General features: G+C 39.3%; 16 protein-coding genes and 1 riboswitch. Of the genes, 15 read left to right on the top strand and 1 reads right to left on the bottom strand.

The window, feature by feature from the left end; all coding sequences use genetic code 11:
• Positions 1 to 360: 360 nt before the first annotated feature.
• From OCV61_RS05795 to lepB, 4 genes are all read left to right on the top strand, one after another.
• On the top strand, positions 361 to 918 hold the full coding sequence (locus OCV61_RS05795) for an RNA polymerase sigma factor (protein ID WP_059085740.1): 558 nt from the start codon (positions 361 to 363) through the stop codon (positions 916 to 918).
• The gene (locus OCV61_RS05790) at positions 915 to 2,306 is read left to right on the top strand and encodes a DUF4179 domain-containing protein (protein ID WP_118071921.1); all 1,392 of its coding nucleotides are present in this window, start codon (positions 915 to 917) and stop codon (positions 2,304 to 2,306) included. The genes OCV61_RS05795 and OCV61_RS05790 overlap by 4 nt, the downstream gene beginning before the upstream one ends.
• 155 nt (positions 2,307 to 2,461) lie before the next feature.
• On the top strand, positions 2,462 to 2,899 hold the full coding sequence (locus tag OCV61_RS05785; RefSeq protein WP_158420998.1) for a helix-turn-helix transcriptional regulator: 438 nt from the start codon (positions 2,462 to 2,464) through the stop codon (positions 2,897 to 2,899).
• Between the two features lie 10 nt (positions 2,900 to 2,909).
• Positions 2,910 to 3,467, top strand: a complete 558-nt coding sequence (gene lepB, locus OCV61_RS05780; protein WP_158420997.1) for a signal peptidase I — start codon at positions 2,910 to 2,912, stop codon at positions 3,465 to 3,467.
• Between the two features lie 94 nt (positions 3,468 to 3,561).
• On the opposite strand, the gene OCV61_RS05775 is transcribed toward lepB, so the two are convergent.
• Positions 3,562 to 4,128, bottom strand: coding sequence for a folate family ECF transporter S component (locus OCV61_RS05775; RefSeq protein WP_158420996.1), 567 nt, complete (start codon positions 4,126 to 4,128; stop codon positions 3,562 to 3,564).
• A 71-nt stretch (positions 4,129 to 4,199) separates the two neighbouring features.
• A riboswitch (THF riboswitch) is annotated at positions 4,200 to 4,297 on the bottom strand.
• A 199-nt stretch (positions 4,298 to 4,496) separates the two neighbouring features.
• Between OCV61_RS05775 and OCV61_RS05770 the strand changes: the two genes are divergently transcribed.
• The 11 genes from OCV61_RS05770 to mutS all read left to right on the top strand — a co-directional run bounded on the left by OCV61_RS05770 (position 4,497) and on the right by mutS (position 18,067).
• On the top strand, positions 4,497 to 4,880 hold the full coding sequence (locus OCV61_RS05770) for an ATP-binding protein (RefSeq protein WP_330382887.1): 384 nt from the start codon (positions 4,497 to 4,499) through the stop codon (positions 4,878 to 4,880).
• A 539-nt stretch (positions 4,881 to 5,419) separates the two neighbouring features.
• Positions 5,420 to 6,085, top strand: a complete 666-nt coding sequence (locus OCV61_RS05765; RefSeq protein WP_158420995.1) for a response regulator transcription factor — start codon at positions 5,420 to 5,422, stop codon at positions 6,083 to 6,085.
• 167 nt (positions 6,086 to 6,252) lie between these two features.
• Positions 6,253 to 7,506, top strand: a complete 1,254-nt coding sequence (locus OCV61_RS05760; protein ID WP_262582708.1) for a sensor histidine kinase — start codon at positions 6,253 to 6,255, stop codon at positions 7,504 to 7,506.
• A gap of 99 nt (positions 7,507 to 7,605) precedes the next feature.
• Positions 7,606 to 9,120, top strand: coding sequence for a DUF6034 family protein (locus OCV61_RS05755; protein ID WP_158420993.1), 1,515 nt, complete (start codon positions 7,606 to 7,608; stop codon positions 9,118 to 9,120).
• Between the two features lies 1 nt (position 9,121).
• Positions 9,122 to 10,012, top strand: a complete 891-nt coding sequence (locus OCV61_RS05750; protein ID WP_158420992.1) for a hypothetical protein — start codon at positions 9,122 to 9,124, stop codon at positions 10,010 to 10,012.
• 18 nt (positions 10,013 to 10,030) lie between these two features.
• Positions 10,031 to 10,759, top strand: a complete 729-nt coding sequence (locus OCV61_RS05745) for an ABC transporter permease (RefSeq protein ID WP_244093070.1) — start codon at positions 10,031 to 10,033, stop codon at positions 10,757 to 10,759.
• Positions 10,737 to 11,408 (top strand): ATP-binding cassette domain-containing protein, encoded by a 672-nt coding sequence (locus tag OCV61_RS05740; protein WP_158420991.1) that lies wholly within the window; start codon positions 10,737 to 10,739, stop codon positions 11,406 to 11,408. The genes OCV61_RS05745 and OCV61_RS05740 overlap by 23 nt, the downstream gene beginning before the upstream one ends.
• Positions 11,409 to 11,410: 2 nt before the next feature.
• Positions 11,411 to 12,766: a COG1361 family protein gene (locus OCV61_RS05735; protein ID WP_158420990.1), complete on the top strand. Its 1,356-nt coding sequence runs from the start codon at positions 11,411 to 11,413 to the stop codon at positions 12,764 to 12,766.
• Positions 12,763 to 13,464 carry a hypothetical protein gene (locus OCV61_RS05730; protein WP_262582707.1) on the top strand — a complete coding sequence of 234 codons (702 nt, stop codon included), beginning with the start codon at positions 12,763 to 12,765 and terminating at the stop codon, positions 13,462 to 13,464. The genes OCV61_RS05735 and OCV61_RS05730 overlap by 4 nt, the downstream gene beginning before the upstream one ends.
• Before the next feature lie 582 nt (positions 13,465 to 14,046).
• Positions 14,047 to 15,312, top strand: a complete 1,266-nt coding sequence (locus OCV61_RS05720; protein WP_158420989.1) for a tyrosine-type recombinase/integrase — start codon at positions 14,047 to 14,049, stop codon at positions 15,310 to 15,312.
• Between the two features lie 136 nt (positions 15,313 to 15,448).
• Positions 15,449 to 18,067, top strand: a complete 2,619-nt coding sequence (mutS, locus tag OCV61_RS05715) for a DNA mismatch repair protein MutS (protein ID WP_158421009.1) — start codon at positions 15,449 to 15,451, stop codon at positions 18,065 to 18,067.
• Positions 18,068 to 18,071: the final 4 nt, after the last annotated feature.

Genomic DNA, 18,071 nt, shown 5'->3' with positions numbered 1-18,071 from the left:
GAAATCATCAATTTGCTATTGACTTTTTATTTGCAGGCTCGGTAATTGAATTGCCGAGGATTCCCGCTTTTTGTCCTAAATATTTTATAACAGCAGTTGCAGCCGGTATCTCATGATTTATAAAATGAGAATATCGGCTGCTTTTCATTATTTTTACCTCTAAAAGGTAATCTTCTGAAAACCAAAACTGTAGTTTGGATCTCAACTGAAAAAAATTAAATTTTTTTGTTACCATCCACTATTTTTTACGATATATAATATGAATGGAAATTTTTTTATTCAAAAAGGCGCCTTATCTGTTGCTGGTCAGATTATGGACAGTGACTTTTATCTTAAAGAAACCCGGAGGACAACCTGTAAATGAATGATGATGAAATTATAAACCTGTTTTTGAAAAGAGATGAGAATGGAATTATAGAATTGAGTACTAAGTATCATCCCTATTGCTACAAGATTGCCTGGAATTTATTGGCGAATAGAGAAGATGCCGAGGAATGTCTGAATGATACCTGGTTTTCAGTATGGTCACAGATTCCACCTACGCATCCTCCTGTATTGGCACACTTTTGCGGTCGGATTACAAGAAATCTTAGTATTGACTGCTTAAGGAAAAAGTTTGCAGGCAAGCGCCCGGATGTTCATATGGCAGATGTTATGGAGGAAATGGAGCAGCTAAATGTAACTTATACCGTGGAAGAACAGCTGGCGGAAAAAGAACTGATGGAAACCATAAATCGTTTTTTGGAAGAAATGTCTCCAAAGGACAGAAATATTTTTGTACGAAGATACTGGTTTTTAGATCCTGTTTCTGCAATATCCAAAAGGCATCATATGTCAGCGGGAAGCGTGAAAATGAATTTATACAGAAACCGGAAAAAGCTGTTGAAACTGTTGGAAAAAGAAGGAGGACGCATATGAAAAAGTTTGATTTTTCAAAAGAATTTGGTAATATTGATCCGAAATATATAGAGGAAGCAGAGCGGGAATGGAGTGAAAAAAAGGAAAACCGGAGACCAAAAGGGTGGAGCAAAGCAGCAGCTGCCTGTGTGATCGTCACCTTGGGTTCTGTTATCTTTTCTAATCCACATATCCAGGCTGCAATAAAAAATATTACATTGTCCATAGGAGAAACCCTTGGTTTCCCAAAAGGCATTGAATCTTATACGGAAGTGTTGAATACCTCTAAGGAAGACAAAGGAATTACTGTAACATTAAAAGAAGTTGTTCTGGATAATGGGGTTCTGTTAACAAAGGTGCATGCAGAAAAAACATCTTCCGGGCAAAAGGACACGGATGATGTCCAGGATGACTGGACCTTTGCCAATACACAGCTTGACATTGATTATCAGAAAACTACAATAAATGGACAGAAAATTGAAGAATACGAAAGCGGACACCTTCTGCCATATTCGGACGAAGATTTGCTAAATACTGGACTGGATGAAAATGTCTATGATGCTGTTCTGGAATCCCGGTTTTCCCTTGATGGTGATTTGGGAGAAAATCCAGAAGTACATTTGGTACTCGGTGCCTATCAAAATGAAAATCTTGGCGAAGATTATTTCGCAGAGTTTGAGTTTGATTTTTCTATTCCCCATGAGGAGCTTATGAAACAGACAGTTCATAAAAAGCTGGAAGATGTTTCTGTTAAAACAGAAGAAGGAACCGTAAAATTAACAGACTTTTCCATGAATAAACTGCAAAGTATAATTAAGGCAGAAATTCCGGAAGAACTTGAGGAAAAGCTGTATAATGGTAATGAGATGATGCTTATGGGGACAGACAGTAAAGGAAATCAGGTACAGTATGAACTGCGCAGTAATTCGGCAGCAGATGGTAAAACTCAATGGAGTTTTAAAACCAGTTTCTGGGGCATGTATCAGCTGGATTCTGACGGTCCGGTTCTTTTGCTCCCGGATATTGACAGCGATTATCTGGAATTACAGCTTTATACCAGAGAACCTTACATGGCTGCTGCAGACACTGTCTGGGGTGATGACGATTTTGTAGAAATTGGTGAGACTACAGAAGAGGTAGAAGAAGTTCCAGAGGATACTTTGGAGGGAGAAAATCCGTCAGATGCAGAGGATCAGGTTGAAACTCAAATTATCGGAGGGGCAGATGCTCCCACAGAAGTAAGGCTTCAAGACGATACAGACCAGAAAGAAAATACCGACGCAGCAGATAAAACGGATGAAGATTACGGAACCGAAGAAAGCGCATATTATGATGGAGCTACAGGTGAAATCACTGCAGAATCCGGCTGGACACCTGTCGGGGATAAAATAAGGATTCAGATTAAGTAGAGAAACGTGAATCTGTTTTCAAAAATCCCATGTCAAAGAAGCTTTGCATACCTGTTTTTTCGCTGTAAAAGGTAAATTGCTTTTCATTTGGCAGAAATTTTTATATAATCAAAGCGAGAAAGCAAAACCGATTGGAAGAACAGGAGCAGAGCAATATGAACATTGGAACGCAGATATTAAAAATACGAAATGAAAAGGGTCTGACCCAGGAGGAATTTGGAAAAATATTTCATGTTACCAGACAGACTGTGTCTAATTGGGAAAATGAAAAGAGCTATCCGGATCTGCAGATCCTCATAGACATCAGCAACCGTTTTGATATTTCTCTCGATGTCTTAATAAAGGAAGATGCCAAAATGGTAAAAACCATGGATAAAGAAAGAGTTCTTGGATCATTGAAACGGGAAAAGTCTGTTATTGACTTTTTTACAGGTGCAGGAACTGGAATTGTAATTACCTGCTTGTTTTCAGCTGATACAATGGCCAGAACAGTTACCATTGTATTAGGAGTGGTCATGATCGGAATTGGATGGTATCGGGAAGCAAAATATGACAAAAGATTGTTCAGATATATGAATGATGAAGAACGGTGAGGGGGAGAGCATGAAAATCTGGCGTGAACTGTTAGGCTATGTGAAATTGCTTGTAATAGTAGTGGCGATTACCCTGGTTATCAATAATGTTGTTTTGATTAACGCAAAAATCCCTTCACCCTCCATGGAAAAAACACTTATGGTGAAAGACCGCCTTTTCGGCTTTCGGCTTGCGTATGGAATTAATCTTGATCTGTTCGGTTATGAAATTTCTGAAAAGTTCAAGAACCCGGAGCGATTTGATATTGTAATATTCAAATACCCGGATGATGAAAGCCGTCTTTTTATCAAAAGAGTGATCGGACTGCCGGGAGAGGTAGTGGAAATTAAGGATGGGAAAGTTTACATTGATGGTTCCCCCACTCCATCGGATGACTCTTTCATTCCCGAGAAAATGATCGGAAGTTATGGCCCATATACAGTTCCGGAAAACTGTTATTTCATGCTTGGTGATAACCGGAATGATTCGAAGGATTCACGTTCATGGAAAAACAAATTCGTGCGATTTGACCAGATTGTGGGGAAAGCTGTTGTAAGATACTATCCATCTTTCAAGTGGTTAGGATAATAAGAAACGCGAATATCAGTGGCTTATTAAGTACTGGAATATTCGCGTTTTTTATTTGATATCACTAAGATCTTATATTTTCAAATATATGTAATCAGTTGGCAGCCGGTTTTCTAAAAATAGTAAAAATTCCTGTCTGCTCAATCAATCTTGTGATGGTAAAGAAGATAAAGGAATCAATTGGCCACATAATCAAGTTCTTTACAGTACGCATTGGGAGGATTGCAAGGAAGCCTTTTCCGTAGAGCATGTCCAGCCATAAGGTATTTAACAGAACATTTACAATCAGAATGACAACCAGTTTTGCAATCAGCACGCGGCGGAAGGTGAGCTTATGTTTGTAGTAAAAACATCCATAAATAAATGCCGCGAGCATTGCGTTAAAGGTGAACCCAAAGAAAAATGGACCATCAGGGCGGATAAAGAATTTCACAATATCCAGCACACCGGCAAACAGACATCCGGTAATGGGTCCAAACAAATAATCAGCAATCTGGTTTGGAATACCGGAAAATCCAATTTTTACATAGGGACCGATATTGATAGAAGCAACTGAATTTAAAATCAGTGCCAGGGCAGCAAGCATTGCACAGACTGCCAGGGTAGAAGTGGTTTTCAGCTCTTTGGCTGAGGTGAGAAACATGTTCTTTGTTTTCTCCATAAAAAAATTACCTCCTTTTCTTTTTTCGCTCACAATAGGAGATAATTTATGGATTCATATTTATCTTCTGTTGCAGCGAGAAGCAATCCACGAACCGCAAGATTTCTCTTTTCGTCCTCCGGCAACTCTCCATCCGGAAGGCACTTTACGCTCATGAATTTACTCTGCATTACTTTACATGGGGCAGTATATAGCAGATTATTGGAAAAAGCAAGAAAAAAATATATAAAAATATAAGTTTTTGCAATTAAGAAAACAGACAAGAAATCGTGGCATTCGTAAGCAAACTTGGCATTGAAAAACTTTTCAGCCACTCATTTAAGACCAATGATTCTGCATCATTTAGATATCACACTGATAAGGAGAATATACTATTTGAATTTCACTGCAAGGATACTGGAATTGGAATGAGTAAAGAATTTCAGAATCATATTTTTGAACCATTTACTCAGGAAAAAGGCGGTGCAAGATCTGTTTATGGAGGAACAGGTCTTGGTATGCCAATTACCGAAAAACTAATAGAGAAAATGGGCGGTACGGTTAAATTTGAAAGCGAGAAAAATGTAGGAACCACATTCATGGTACAGCTTCCCTTCCTTATTTCTACTGATATGAAGCAGGTCGAAAGCCAAGAAGATGATGTATCAATTGAAGGCATGAGAATTCTTTTGACCGAAGACAATGAATTGAATATGGAAATTGCAGAATTCCTTCTGACAAATGCAGGAGCAGAAATCAAAGTAAAGCGTTGAAAGCTGGAATGGATGAATATCTTACCAAACCACTGGAGTCGGAAAAACTGATTTGTGCATTAAGCAGATATAAACACAATTAACAAAATAAGAAGCCTCTTTTTCATACTCACCAAACTGTTCTGTTGGAAAGGTTCGCTGGCGTCCATTGGCAGAAAAGGGTGGTCGTATTGCGACAAATGCAAAAACTTTTAAGGAGCTTCTGGATTTTTAAGTATTAAAGGAACAAGATTTCTGGTATTTGAATCAGTTTAAACGCATTTTATATAGAAAAAATAGGAACGGTACACTATAAAACCAGCATCAGAAAACCTGGTGGCTCCAGCAGCAGATGATATTAACATTGATTTACAAAATGAAACCAAAATTGTAGTGGAATTTGAGGAATCAAAACGACTTCCAGATGGAGCGTTCTTGATTCCTTTTTCTTTACAAATTGGTTACGTTCGCTGTACTGAAACTAGTGTATAATTGTAATAGTAAAAATCACGCACAATAAAGAAATAATCGGATTTGTGTAAAATGAAAGGAACATTATTATGAAAGCAAGAATACTGGTGATAGAAGATGAAATGGCAATCAATGATCTGCTTTGTATGAATCTGGAAGCTGCCGGCTATGAAACAGTAGGTTATCTGGATGGAAATGATGCAAGTGAAGGAGTCGCACAGGACCATGAATTTCAGTGCGCACTTGTGGATATTATGCTTCCGGGAAAGGATGGTTATACCCTGTTGCCGGAATTAAAAAAGTTTGGTATTCCGGTTATATTTCTTACGGCAAAGGCTGATGTTACAAGTAAAGTAAAAGGGTTAAAAGACGGAGCCGAGGATTACATAGTAAAACCTTTTGAAATGCTGGAGGTAATGGTGCGTTTGGAAAAAGTATTAGATCGTTATGGAACGGCACCGAAACAGATTCAGATAGACGATGTCATAATTGATACCGTAAGTCACATAATTACGAAAGATGGAGAAGAAATATATTTAAAACCTATGGAATATAACTGCCTTATGGTGTTCGTAAAAAACCCAAATAAAGCACTTACCAGAAGCCAGATCTTGCAGGAACTGTGGAAGGAGGAATTCTGCGGAGAAACAAGAACTGTGGATGCACACGTTGGACGCATCAGAAAAAAACTAAGCTGGCAGGATAAAATCCAAACCATTCCCAGAATTGGTTATCGACTTGAGGTGGATTTATGAAGCTATTTACAAAAATTTTTTTACAGGTAATCTGCGTGGTGCTTCTGCTGTCATCTGGAATCTTTTTCTATACAACTTACAGGTGGAAAAATCAGAGCATACAGAATATCAACAGTTATGAAAATAGCAGGTTTCAAACAAATATTTCTAAGTTTGAAAACCTGCTAATGCGAATTAAAAGTAAAACACAGGACACTGATGATAAAATCCGGGAAAAAATGATTATTTATGCTTTTCGTCAGGTATTCCACGACAGCGCCGTTTTATATCAGGATGGAAAAGAACAATATAATGGGACAAAATATGAGTTTGATTTGCAAAATATCAGAAACCTAACAAAAAACAAACATGGTGGATTCGAAAATGACATCTATTGTGATAAACCACTGATCAGCAAAACAAATGGCAACGTATTTTTGCTCTTTTATTTTTCCAGATACAGTTCTACAGACATGAACTATCAGATTGTCACCTACAAAGATATTACCAGTGTACAAAAACAGAGTCAGACACTGTTTTATCAGGCAGGAGGGTTTACCCTGTTTCTGGTTCTGTTTGTTGGCTTTTTCCTGTTTTTGACTTTGCGGAAAATTATGGAACCGCTCACAAGGCTAAAAGAAGCGGCTGTTTCTGTGGCAAATGGAAATTATGAGATAAAAGTGCCATCAGAAGGAAAAACGGAACTGGCACAGGTTGGGAAAAGCTTTAATCTTATGACAGGTAAAGTAAGGGAGCAGATTGAAAAGCTTTCTTCCGTAAACAAGGCACAGAGACAGCTGCTTGGAAGTTTGGCCCATGAATTAAAGACCCCAATGACCGCAATCATAGGATATGCAGATACACTTCTAACGGTACGCCTATCTCCCAAGAGGCAGGAGATAGCACTTGATTATATTAGAAATGAATGCCGAAGGCTTTCCAGACTTTCTGTGAAAATGCTGGAACTTACCGGATTATATGAAACAGGTGAAGCAGAATTTGTTCCAGTGGAAGTTCAGATGAATCAATTTCTGGAAGATGTAAAAAAACTTGTTACTTACAGGCTTCAGGAGAAAAAAATTTGTCTTGAAATACATTGTAATCCAGAGGAGCTTAGAAAAACATTTGATCCGGACCTTATGATGAGTGCAGTGACAAATTTTATTGACAATGCAGTCAAGGCTTCCGATGAGAATTCAAAAATCGTACTGGAGGCAACCCAAAATCATTTATCTGTTCAGGATTATGGGAAGGGAATTCCAGAGGAGGATCTGAAAAGAGTAACAGAAGCTTTTTATATGGTCGATAAATCACGTTCCAGAGTAAAGGGAAGTGTTGGGCTTGGTCTTGCGCTATGCCAGAAAATTGCAGATATACATGGATTTCAGCTGGAAATTACAAGCCATCTGGGAAAAGGAACGATCGTATCTGTTTTATGGTAAATAATTGGAATTTACAGAACAGTTACAACTTGCGGAAGATTTGGTGTAATGAAAGATGCTATACTTGTAGACATAAACAGGAAGGAGAATTTATTCAACATGAGAAAAAACATAAATAAAATTGTAGGATTAACACTTTGTATAGGAATGCTCACAGGATGTGCCCAGACCCCGGAATCTTCCCTTGTAAAACCAAAAGGAAGCAAAGCAGAAGATGCTTATACAGAAGCTGAAGGCGTAGATATAGTGAAGGAGGATTCTTCTGAAAATACAAAGGATAAGAACACAGCGGTAAGAACAACTATTCGAGACCTGCTCAATGCTCCGGAAACTTATAAAAGTCAGACTACAGATGACAGTGCAAAACTTGTAGTGAACACGGATGCCACCGTAGAAATACCGGATGTAGAAAAGATATCCGCAATTTCTGTCACGCCTGCAGAAGTTACACAGGATCTTCTTGACCGTATTACAGATGCCTTTTTCTCAGAGGCAAAGCTGTATACATCGGATAGCTATTATACCCAGACAAAGGATGAAATCAAAAAAACGTTGGATGAACTAAAAGAAGATGTAGCAAACGGAAATCTGGATCCCTATAACTATGGAACAGATGAAGATGGAAATTATATTTATGACATTTATGGAGAAATTGAGATGTATGAGCAGGAATATGAGTCTGCTCCGGAAACGAAGACTCTGGTAGAAGGAAGACCTGTTGCAGGCTCCCAGGAGACAGAAAATGGTACTGCGGAAAATGACTTCTCCGGTGTTGCACAGATGCCGGATGGAACGGAATATTTTTACAAGACATCTTCCTACGGATCCGATACCTTATCTGTCAAAATCCGAAAAACGGCAAAATCTGGCGGGGAAAAGCTGCCTGTGGACACGATCTGGTCTGAGTATACTTCTTCCAGTGAAGGAGAAAAACCTACTGAGGAGTCCATTGGGATTTCATTAGATGAAGCCAAAAAAATGGTACAGGAAAAAGTAGATAAAATGGGGATTACAGATCTGCAGTTTTCAGACTGGAGTTATGCATTGTGCAATAGTCTTGAAGAGGATAATAGTTTAAGTAATCTTGGAAGCGGATATGCGATTTATTACACACGTACTATAAACGGTGTTCCGATTACTCAGACAATGGCAGATGGCGGTGCTTTGGAAGATATGGACAGCACTATGGAAACCTGGTCTTATGAAAGTCTTTATTTCTTTGTCGATAAAGATGGAATTGAAAGCATGTCTTATTCAAACCCTTATACCATAGGAGAGACAAAAACAGAAAATTTAAACCTTCTTCCATTTTCTGAGATTATGAAAACATATGAAAAAATGATGGTAGTGACCAATGCAGATAATATGGAATATGAAAAATCAAGAGTTTATGACATTGACCGGATTGTTCTGGGCTATGCCAGAATTTATGAACCATCTACAGATCCACATACAGGTCTTCTGGTTCCCGTTTGGGATTTCTTTGGAAGCAGAAAAGTGGAAGGTGACTATGATGGGAATAGTTACTCGGACATCACAGACTATCCAAGCTGGAGCTTCCTTACCATTAACGCCGTGGATGGCAGTATTATAGACAGGAATTTGGGCTACTGATATGAAGCAGGTACTTGGAATTGTACATTACAATTTCTTTGGCTATTTTCAAAATCCAAAAGTCATTTTTACCTTCCTTCTGGAATTTGTACTTAGCTTTCTTCTCACTGGAAGAATCACGGTTGTTATGGAAAACTATGATACACCGGTACAGGCCGTAGAGCCATTTCTTTGGACCTTTGGGGATGGAACAGCAGTACTGCTCAGTTCTCTTCTGTTGCTTCTGCTGTTCTCAGACCTGCCAAAGATGACACCAGTTACTCCATATCAGTTAATTCGAACAACAAAGAAAAAATGGCTTTTGGGACAGTTTATTTATATTATTCTTGTGACTGCTCTTTATGCAGTATTGATGCTGCTATTTACATCTGTACTGTGTATGAAGGACAGTTATCCGGGCAACCTGTGGAGCGAGACTGCTGCCATGCTCGGATATTCTGAACTGGGGAAAAACTTGCAGGTCCCCTCTACAGTAAGAGTCATGGAGAGTATCTCTCCGTATGGCTGTATGCTGCAGGTTTTTCTCCTGTTATTCTGCTATTCCCTGACACTTGGTTTTGTGATCCTTGTTGGAAATCTTTATAAAGGAAAAACAAAAGGCATGGTGTTTGGACTACTTTATAGTGTATTTGGATTTTTACTGGAACCCAGTGTGGTAGCCGCAATTTTGCATAAGGAAAAATATGAAATGTATCAGGTGAATGTACTGATCTGCTGGATCAGTCCTTTGAACCAGGCTGTATATGGAAAACATAACCTTGGCTATGATCCATTACTTCCGACCATCTGGCAATCCTGTATGTTCTTTGCAGGTATTTTATTTGTTCTTATGGTTCTGGCACTTCGCAGGATGAAAAAATATCCCTTTGAATTTCTGGGAGAAAAAACATAATCAGAAAGGGAAATATCTATGCGGGTAGAAACAAAACGTATGCTTTTTGGCAGGAGTTTCCTGGCGGCATGGCTGATTGCCTGCTTTTCTATTGCAGCAGGTCAGACTTATCCAAGTTTGAAAAAAGCATTAACATGTGGAACTTTTATCAGCCTGCTGGATGGTTCATTGAAAAGCCAGATGGTATCTTTTGCCATCCCTGTAGCTGCGGTACTGCCGTGGAGTGATTCTTTTTTACAGGAGTATAAAAGTGGATTTTTAAAAGCTGCATTTCCCAGGACAAACCGCAGGCTATATGTGGAAGGAAAAGTCTTTTCTGTTATGACATCTGGATTTTTAGTCTGGATATTTGCTATAAGCACCATACTTCTTGTTAATTTTGTTATATTTTATCCTATGGAAATAAAAGGCAGCTTTCCAAAGGAACAGTTTCTGGAGCTGTTTATGAAAGGTCTTAGGATGGGACTGATCGGAAGTATTCTAAGCACTTTTGGTGGAATCTGTGGTACCTTATGGAATTCAGCTTATATGGCATATGGGATTCCTTTTGTCAGCTATTATTTTGGAATTATACTTCATGAACGCTATTTCAAAGACCAGATCTGGTTTTACCCAGTGGAATGGATTATGGCAGATGGAAACTGGGGAATGGATAAAGCGGGATTGTGGTTATTTCTGCTATTATTTTTATTGGTGTTAATGGGAATTTTTGGAGGTGTTTTAAATGGAAAAGTGGAAGAAATCTGAATTTCAAAATACCTGTGTGAAAATAGAACACGTAACCAAAAGGTTCGGGGAAGATCTGGTATTAAAAGAAGTAAATCTTACCTTAAAGGTGGGACAGGTTTACGGCGTTGTAGGAAATAATGGCTCTGGCAAAACGGTACTTATGAAATGTATCTGCGGATTCCTTCCTGTTACCACAGGCACCATCCGTGTTTTCGGAAAAGAAATCGGTTGTGATGTAGATTTTCCAGAAAGCCTTGGTGTCATCATTGAGACGCCTGGCTTTCTTACTCAGTATACCGGTGCAAAGAACCTGGAAATACTGGCAGATATGAAAAGAATGATTTCAAAGGCAGATATCCGCCTGGTCCTAAAAAAAGTAGGACTGGATCCGGATATGAAAAAGCCGGTTGGAAAGTACTCTCTTGGAATGCGGCAACGCCTTGGGATTGCACAGGCCATTATGGAAGATCCTCGCTTCCTGATTCTGGATGAACCATTTAACGGTCTGGATAAACACGGTGTGGCAGAAATCAGGGAACTTTTGCTTGATTTAAAGACAGGTGGAAAAACCATTTTATTGGCAAGCCATAATGATGAGGATATCCGGATTTTATGTGATCACGTATATGAGATGGATGGCGGAGTTTTAAGAGAAAGGACAGCCTGAAAATGGAAAAAAAATTTGTGAAAACCACATTCGCAATATTAAGTTTCATGATGCTTCTGCCGACATCTGTTTTTGCAGAAGATGCAGGGGATATGGAAGCTGCTTTTGTGGGAGAGTCTGGTCTGGAAGCAGATCAGTCAGCTTCTTATATTGATGTAGACAGTACATTGCCTTCTTATATTGATGTAGACAGTACATTGCCTTTTGAAGAGGAAAAAAACAATCCTACAGATGAGAAGATCCCGGGAACTGAGGAACAGACTCCTGAAAAAACGGATTCGGAAAATCAAAATTCTGACCTGGATGAATTTATATCAGGAGACGCTTCTGCTGAGGACGAAAAGAAGACAATCCATGTCATAATAGAAAATGGAAATACTGATACAGATAATGGAACACAGATCACAGATCCTGTTATAGATAGTGGGGATTATTCTGCTGGAGGGTATAGTGGAGGCGGTTCTTCTGCCAGCTCGTCTGGTGAGAAAATACTACATAAACCGCAGGTTCTTTTAGAGGATAACAATCTTTCCGGACAAAATCTAAAAGCAGGCACTGTCACAGAAATGTCATTTACATTTCGGAATAAAAGCCGTAGCCAGAATGTATTTGGTCTAAAGATTTCTATTTCTGCGGATACAAAGGGAATTGAATTCGAGAGAAACTCTTTTTATGTTCAGAGACTGACTCCAGGAGAAGCAATTACCCTAAAGCAAAAGGTTACTATAGCAGAGGACTGTGCTCCAGGTCAGGCAACAGTTTCTTTTTCTCTGGATTACGAAGATTCAAAAGCGACGGGAGCGGCAGGTACAGAAACGCTGTCCTTTCAGATCACTCAGCAGGCGCGTGCAAAACTGGAAGCTTCTGATATTCCTTCAGTTTTATATACCATGGATACGGTAGAAATTCCGGTGAAAGCAATGAATCTTGGAAGGGATAAAATATATAATGCAAGTGTCCGGCTAGAAGCAGACGGATTGAACCCAAAAGAGTCCGCTTTTTTAGGAACATTAGAAGCTGGAACCGCAGTACAGGGAAGTCTCCGTGTGTATGTAAAAGGAAAATTAGAAGATGATGACGGTTCTTTTCCCAACAGGATTACCGGAAAACTGATTCTTACTTATGAGGATGCAGCCGGCAATTCTTATAAGGAAAGTACAGAGTTTGAGTCTGAGATCAAAGAAGCTAAAATCCAGTCTTTAAAAATAGAGGATGACCAGGAAGAAACAAACAGCTGGTGGTATTCCGTTATTGCAGTTATTGCAGTACTGCTTGTTTCTGTGATTCTACTTCTTTTGGGCAAGCTTCATAAGAAAAACATACTTCTGGAAGAAACCAGAAAGGTGGATGCCCATTGAAAAAGAATAGAATAGACAGTTTTACCTGTTTTGTAGGTTTTCTTCTGATATTGGCATTATTTTTCTTTATAAAGCTTTTTTCAGGAATACAGGACGGGAAAAAACAATACTCAGCACTGGTTTCCCTTGGAGACCTTACTTATGGTGATGATTTTTTGAAAAAGGCAAAAAAAATAGAAGGGATAAAAGAGATATGGCCCGTTGTGGAAATTCCAGTAACCATCAAGATTGAAGATTATACGGAAACAGCCACCTTTTTAGGAATAGATCTGAATGCGTTTGGAGAAAATCCGGAGCAGAATGGTTTAGGAAATACACCGGTGTTGTTGCTTGGAAGTAAATCATTGCAAAACATGAAAGACTCAAATGATCATTCCATTTCAAAAAAACAACAGGAAAAATTCCTGCAAATGGGAGAAAATCTAACCATTTCTTATGCACTTGCTGGAAATACAAAAGAGCTTTCTGGCGCGGCAGATCATCCGGTATCCTTGACTGGGCACGAAGAAAATGAACAGCAAACTGTTTATCTTCCATGTAAAGTAACTGCAGTAACGGAAAATGAAGATATCTATATTCCTTTATCACAGGCGCAGGAGCTTTGCAGTGAGATGGGTGAGCCGCTTAAAATTACAAAAATTTATTTGAAAGTGAATGGAAAAATGAATCTGGAGAAGGCAAAAAAATTATTTGAATAAGTATTCTTGGAAAATTAATTGTATCAATCTCTGGTATTCATTTGACTAACTATTGTATTTTGTGCATGTTTTATGTAATTTTATCCATGTACTTCTTGTGGAAACAGCCATAAATACAAATCTTCCAAACGCGGTTCCGCAGGAATCGAACCCTCTACCTCAGAATGATCTGCAAGATAACGGATAGATATTTGATTATTGTCCTCGCCACGCTGATTGATAATCCGCAGACGCATTTCATAGTCCATCATCTTATGAGCAGGAACCACACAACTTCATACTTTACCCGCGATTTGTTTTACCAACTCGTTTGTCGTTCCCACATCAATAATTTTTTCCAGCTTTCATAATCGCATTACGAGTTGCGATATATTCAATATCAGAAACAATGTGGGTGGAAATCAGAACAATAGCGGGTGGTCTTGACTATTTATGCGTTATAAGGGCTATACAAATACTTCTGCCATAGAAATAGTAGTTCGACAAAAAGTCGGTTCAGCAGATATTGGATTGTAAAATCATGTCTTGAAACTCTTTTTGGGGCATGTTATTATACTGTCGAGTTGTGTTTTAGGAGAAAACATGGGAAAAGGAATAAATGGAAAGGAATTAGGAAAAGGAATACGCCAGCGTAAAGATGGCAGATATGAAACTCGAATATACAATCAAGGCACAGGAAAATATGTATCTTTGTATGCAACAAACCTTCAAAAGCTAAAAAAAACACGGAGTGCATATTTGGAAGGCAAAAGTTATGGAATCGCAGGTTATGATCTCAGTATAACTGTATCCCAGTGGTACAACAAATGGATGGAACTTTACGTTATCCATAGTAAGAAAAATACTACTATTAACAATTACGTCAATGGATATGAAAGGTTAAGGGAGTATATTGGATACTTCAAGATGATTGAGGTAAAACCTGATAATATTCTCAGTGTAATCAAAAGTTTACAGAATGAAGGCTATAAACGCGCCACTGTCGTTCATTCACTTACAATATTGAAACTGATGTTCCAAAAAGCTTTTGATAGTAAAATGATACCATCAAATCCAGTCCAGGATATAAAACTACCTGCCAGGGATTATGCACCGGCATCATATGATGTTAAAAAAGATATGCAATGCATAAGTGTAACTCAATCAGAAACTTTTTTTAAGGCATGTAAAGATACAAGATATTATGAACTATTTTATCTATTAATACATACAGGAATGCGCATCGGGGAGGCCTGTGCTCTTACATGGGCAGATATTGATTTTGATAATAAATTAATCCATATCAATAAAACTCTGAACCAGGTTTCCATATATTATGACAATGATGGGAATCCTCTTCCGGAACATAAATTTGTTATACAAATAACGACCCCAAAACAAAGCAAAAGCTGCAGAAATGTTCCTTTGTCAGAACAAGTTTCAGAAGCACTTCTCATGTGGAAATCAAAACAAATGGCTGATAAAAAGCAATGTAAGCACTGGGGAGAAGAAAACAGTTTATTAACGATGTATCCAGATCTGATATTTACCACCTGCAACGGCAAAGCATATACGCCTAACGATGCAAGTAAAGAATGTAGAAGAATCATGGATAAAATAAATGCAAATGAAAAAAAACTTGCTGAACTGGAAAAGAGAATGCCTGTGCTATTAAATATTCATCTTCACATGTTCCGGCACACATTTATTACACGTTGCATACAGTCAGGAATTCCAGCCGAAACTACTGCCAAAATAGTAGGCCATGCAGATATTAGGATGACGCATTATTACACCCATATTGAGGATGAATTTATGAAAAAGGAATATGCAAAGTTCTCAGAAAACTATACAGAAAGAGGAAATTAAATTGCCAACAGAGAAACCAACCCAGAATACCAGTTCGAATACAGATATGGGTAATATATGGGTCAAAACAGCTTCAGAGAAGCCCAAAACCCGCATAAACACAGGGGTTTTGGCCAATACTCCCATATTATCGCCAATGATGCGTGAGTACTGTAAAACTAAGGAAGAGTACAAGGACTGTGTCCTTTTTTACAGATTGGGAGATTTTTACGAAATGTTCTTTGATGATGCCATAATGGTTTCAAAGGAACTGGAACTAACCCTCACCGGAAAGGACTGCGGACTGGAAGAACGGGCACCTATGTGCGGGATTCCCTTTCATGCAGCAGAAACCTACATAAACCGTCTGATCGAGCGTGGACATAAAGTGGCCATCTGCGAACAGGTGGAAGATCCAAAGCTTGCCAAAGGACTGGTAAAGCGTGCAGTAATACGGATCGTTACACCTGGCACTACACTGGATGCACAGGCCTTGGATGAAACAAAGAATAATTATCTTATGTCTATTGTTTCTATTGAAGACCATTTTGGCTGTGCTATTGCAGATGTTACTACCGGCGACTGTTTCCTCACAGAAGTAGATAAGCCTCAGAAGCTGTTGGATGAAATCAATAAATTTGTACCTGCTGAGATCATCTGTAACGATGCATTTTATATGAGCGGAATAGATACAGATGACCTGAAGAATCGACTGGGAATCTGTATTTTTTCTCTGGATTCATGGTATTTTGACGATGAATCCTGTAAACGCGTATTAAAGGATCATTTTCACGTGAATACGCTGGATGGCCTTGGAATCGCAGATTATGAAAGCGGCGTCATTGCCGCTGGTTCGCTTTTTCTTTATCTGAAAGAAACACAGAAGACAGCTTTATCCCAAATGACCAGTATTCATCCCTACACTGCTGAGAAATATATGCTGATCGACAGTTCCAGCCGCCGCAATCTGGAGCTTGTGGAAACCCTGCGTGAAAAACAGAAGCGGGGATCCCTTTTATGGGTACTGGACAAAACCCGGACAGCTATGGGGGCAAGGACGCTTCGCTCTTATGTGGAGCAGCCGCTGATCGATGTAGATGAGATCAACAACCGGCTTATGGCAGTGGAAGAGCTGAAAGAAAAGCCTATGCTGCGTGATGAGATCCGTGAATACCTTAATCCAATTTATGATCTTGAACGACTGATCAGCCGGATCAGTTATAAATCAGCAAATCCCAGAGATCTGGTAGCCTTTGCATCCTCTTTGGAGATGATCCCCTATATCAGGCAGATTCTGAAGGATTTTGATGCTCCTATCATAAAGAGGATTTACGAAGATATGGATGATCTGGAAGATGTAACAGGCCTGATCAAAAGTGCCATTATCGAAGATCCACCACTTGCCCAGAAGGAAGGCGGCATCATCCGGGAAGGATATAATCCGGATGTAGATAAATTCCGCACAGCCCGTACAGATGGCAAGAAATGGCTGGGAGAACTGGAAGCAAGAGAGCGGGAGCGTACCGGGATCAAATCCTTAAAGATCAAATATAACCGAGTATTCGGATATTCTCTGGAAGTAACCAATACCTTTAAAGAACTTGTGCCTGAGAATTACATCCGCAAACAGACCCTGGTAAATGCCGAGCGCTACATTACACAGGAATTAAAAGACCTGGAAGATGTGATCCTTGGTGCAGAGGACAAGCTTTATGCTTTGGAATACCAGCTGTTTTCTGATGTAAGGGATAAAGTTGGAAATGAAGTGGTACGTATCCAGCGTACTGCCAAGGCTGTAGCCGCCCTGGATGTTTTTGCATCTCTTGCACTTGTAGCAGAACGGAATAATTATGTGCGCCCCAAGGTAAGCGAAAATGGGATCATTGACATTAAAAACGGACGCCATCCAGTGGTGGAACGTGTGATTGAAAATGACATGTTTATTGCCAATGATACTTTCCTGGACAATCATAAAAAGAGGATCTCCATTATTACCGGCCCCAATATGGCGGGTAAATCTACTTATATGAGACAGACTGCACTGATCGTGCTGATGGCACAGATTGGCTGCTTTGTTCCAGCTCAGAAAGCCTCCATCGGGATTGTTGACCGGATATTTACCAGAGTGGGGGCTTCTGATGACCTGGCCAGCGGTCAAAGTACCTTTATGGTAGAGATGACAGAGGTTGCTAATATCCTGCGGAATGCAACCTCCAAGAGTTTGCTGATCCTGGATGAGATTGGAAGAGGAACCAGCACCTTTGATGGGCTGGCAATTGCCTGGGCTGTGATCGAGCATATCAGCAATACAAAACTGTGCGGTGCAAAAACGCTGTTTGCTACTCATTACCATGAGCTTACCGAACTGGAAGGCAAGATCTCAGGTGTGAATAATTACTGTATTGCAGTCAAAGAAAAGGGGGATGATATTGTATTCCTCCGAAAGATCGTAAAAGGGGGAGCTGATAAAAGTTATGGTATCCAGGTAGCCAAGCTTGCCGGCGTACCGGAGCCTGTGATCCAGCGTGCTAAAGAACTGGTAGAAGAATTAAGCGATGCAGATATTACAGCCGCAGTAAAGGATCTTACAGCCCCAAAGAAAAAACAGAAAGTTGTTTATGATCAGGTAGATATGGCACAAATGTCTTTATTTGATACAGTACAGGATAATGATATCATTGAGGAATTAAAATCCATAGACATCGGAAATCTGACTCCTATGGAAGCGTTGAATACACTTTACAATCTTCAGAACAAGATCAAGAACAGATGGTGATAAA

This window comes from Blautia ammoniilytica, assembly GCF_025566965.1.
Taxonomy (GTDB): Bacteria; Bacillota; Clostridia; order Lachnospirales; family Lachnospiraceae; genus Blautia_A; species Blautia_A ammoniilytica.
Note: the sequence above shows the minus strand (reverse complement) of the source record. Positions and strands in the feature narration are given on the sequence as shown.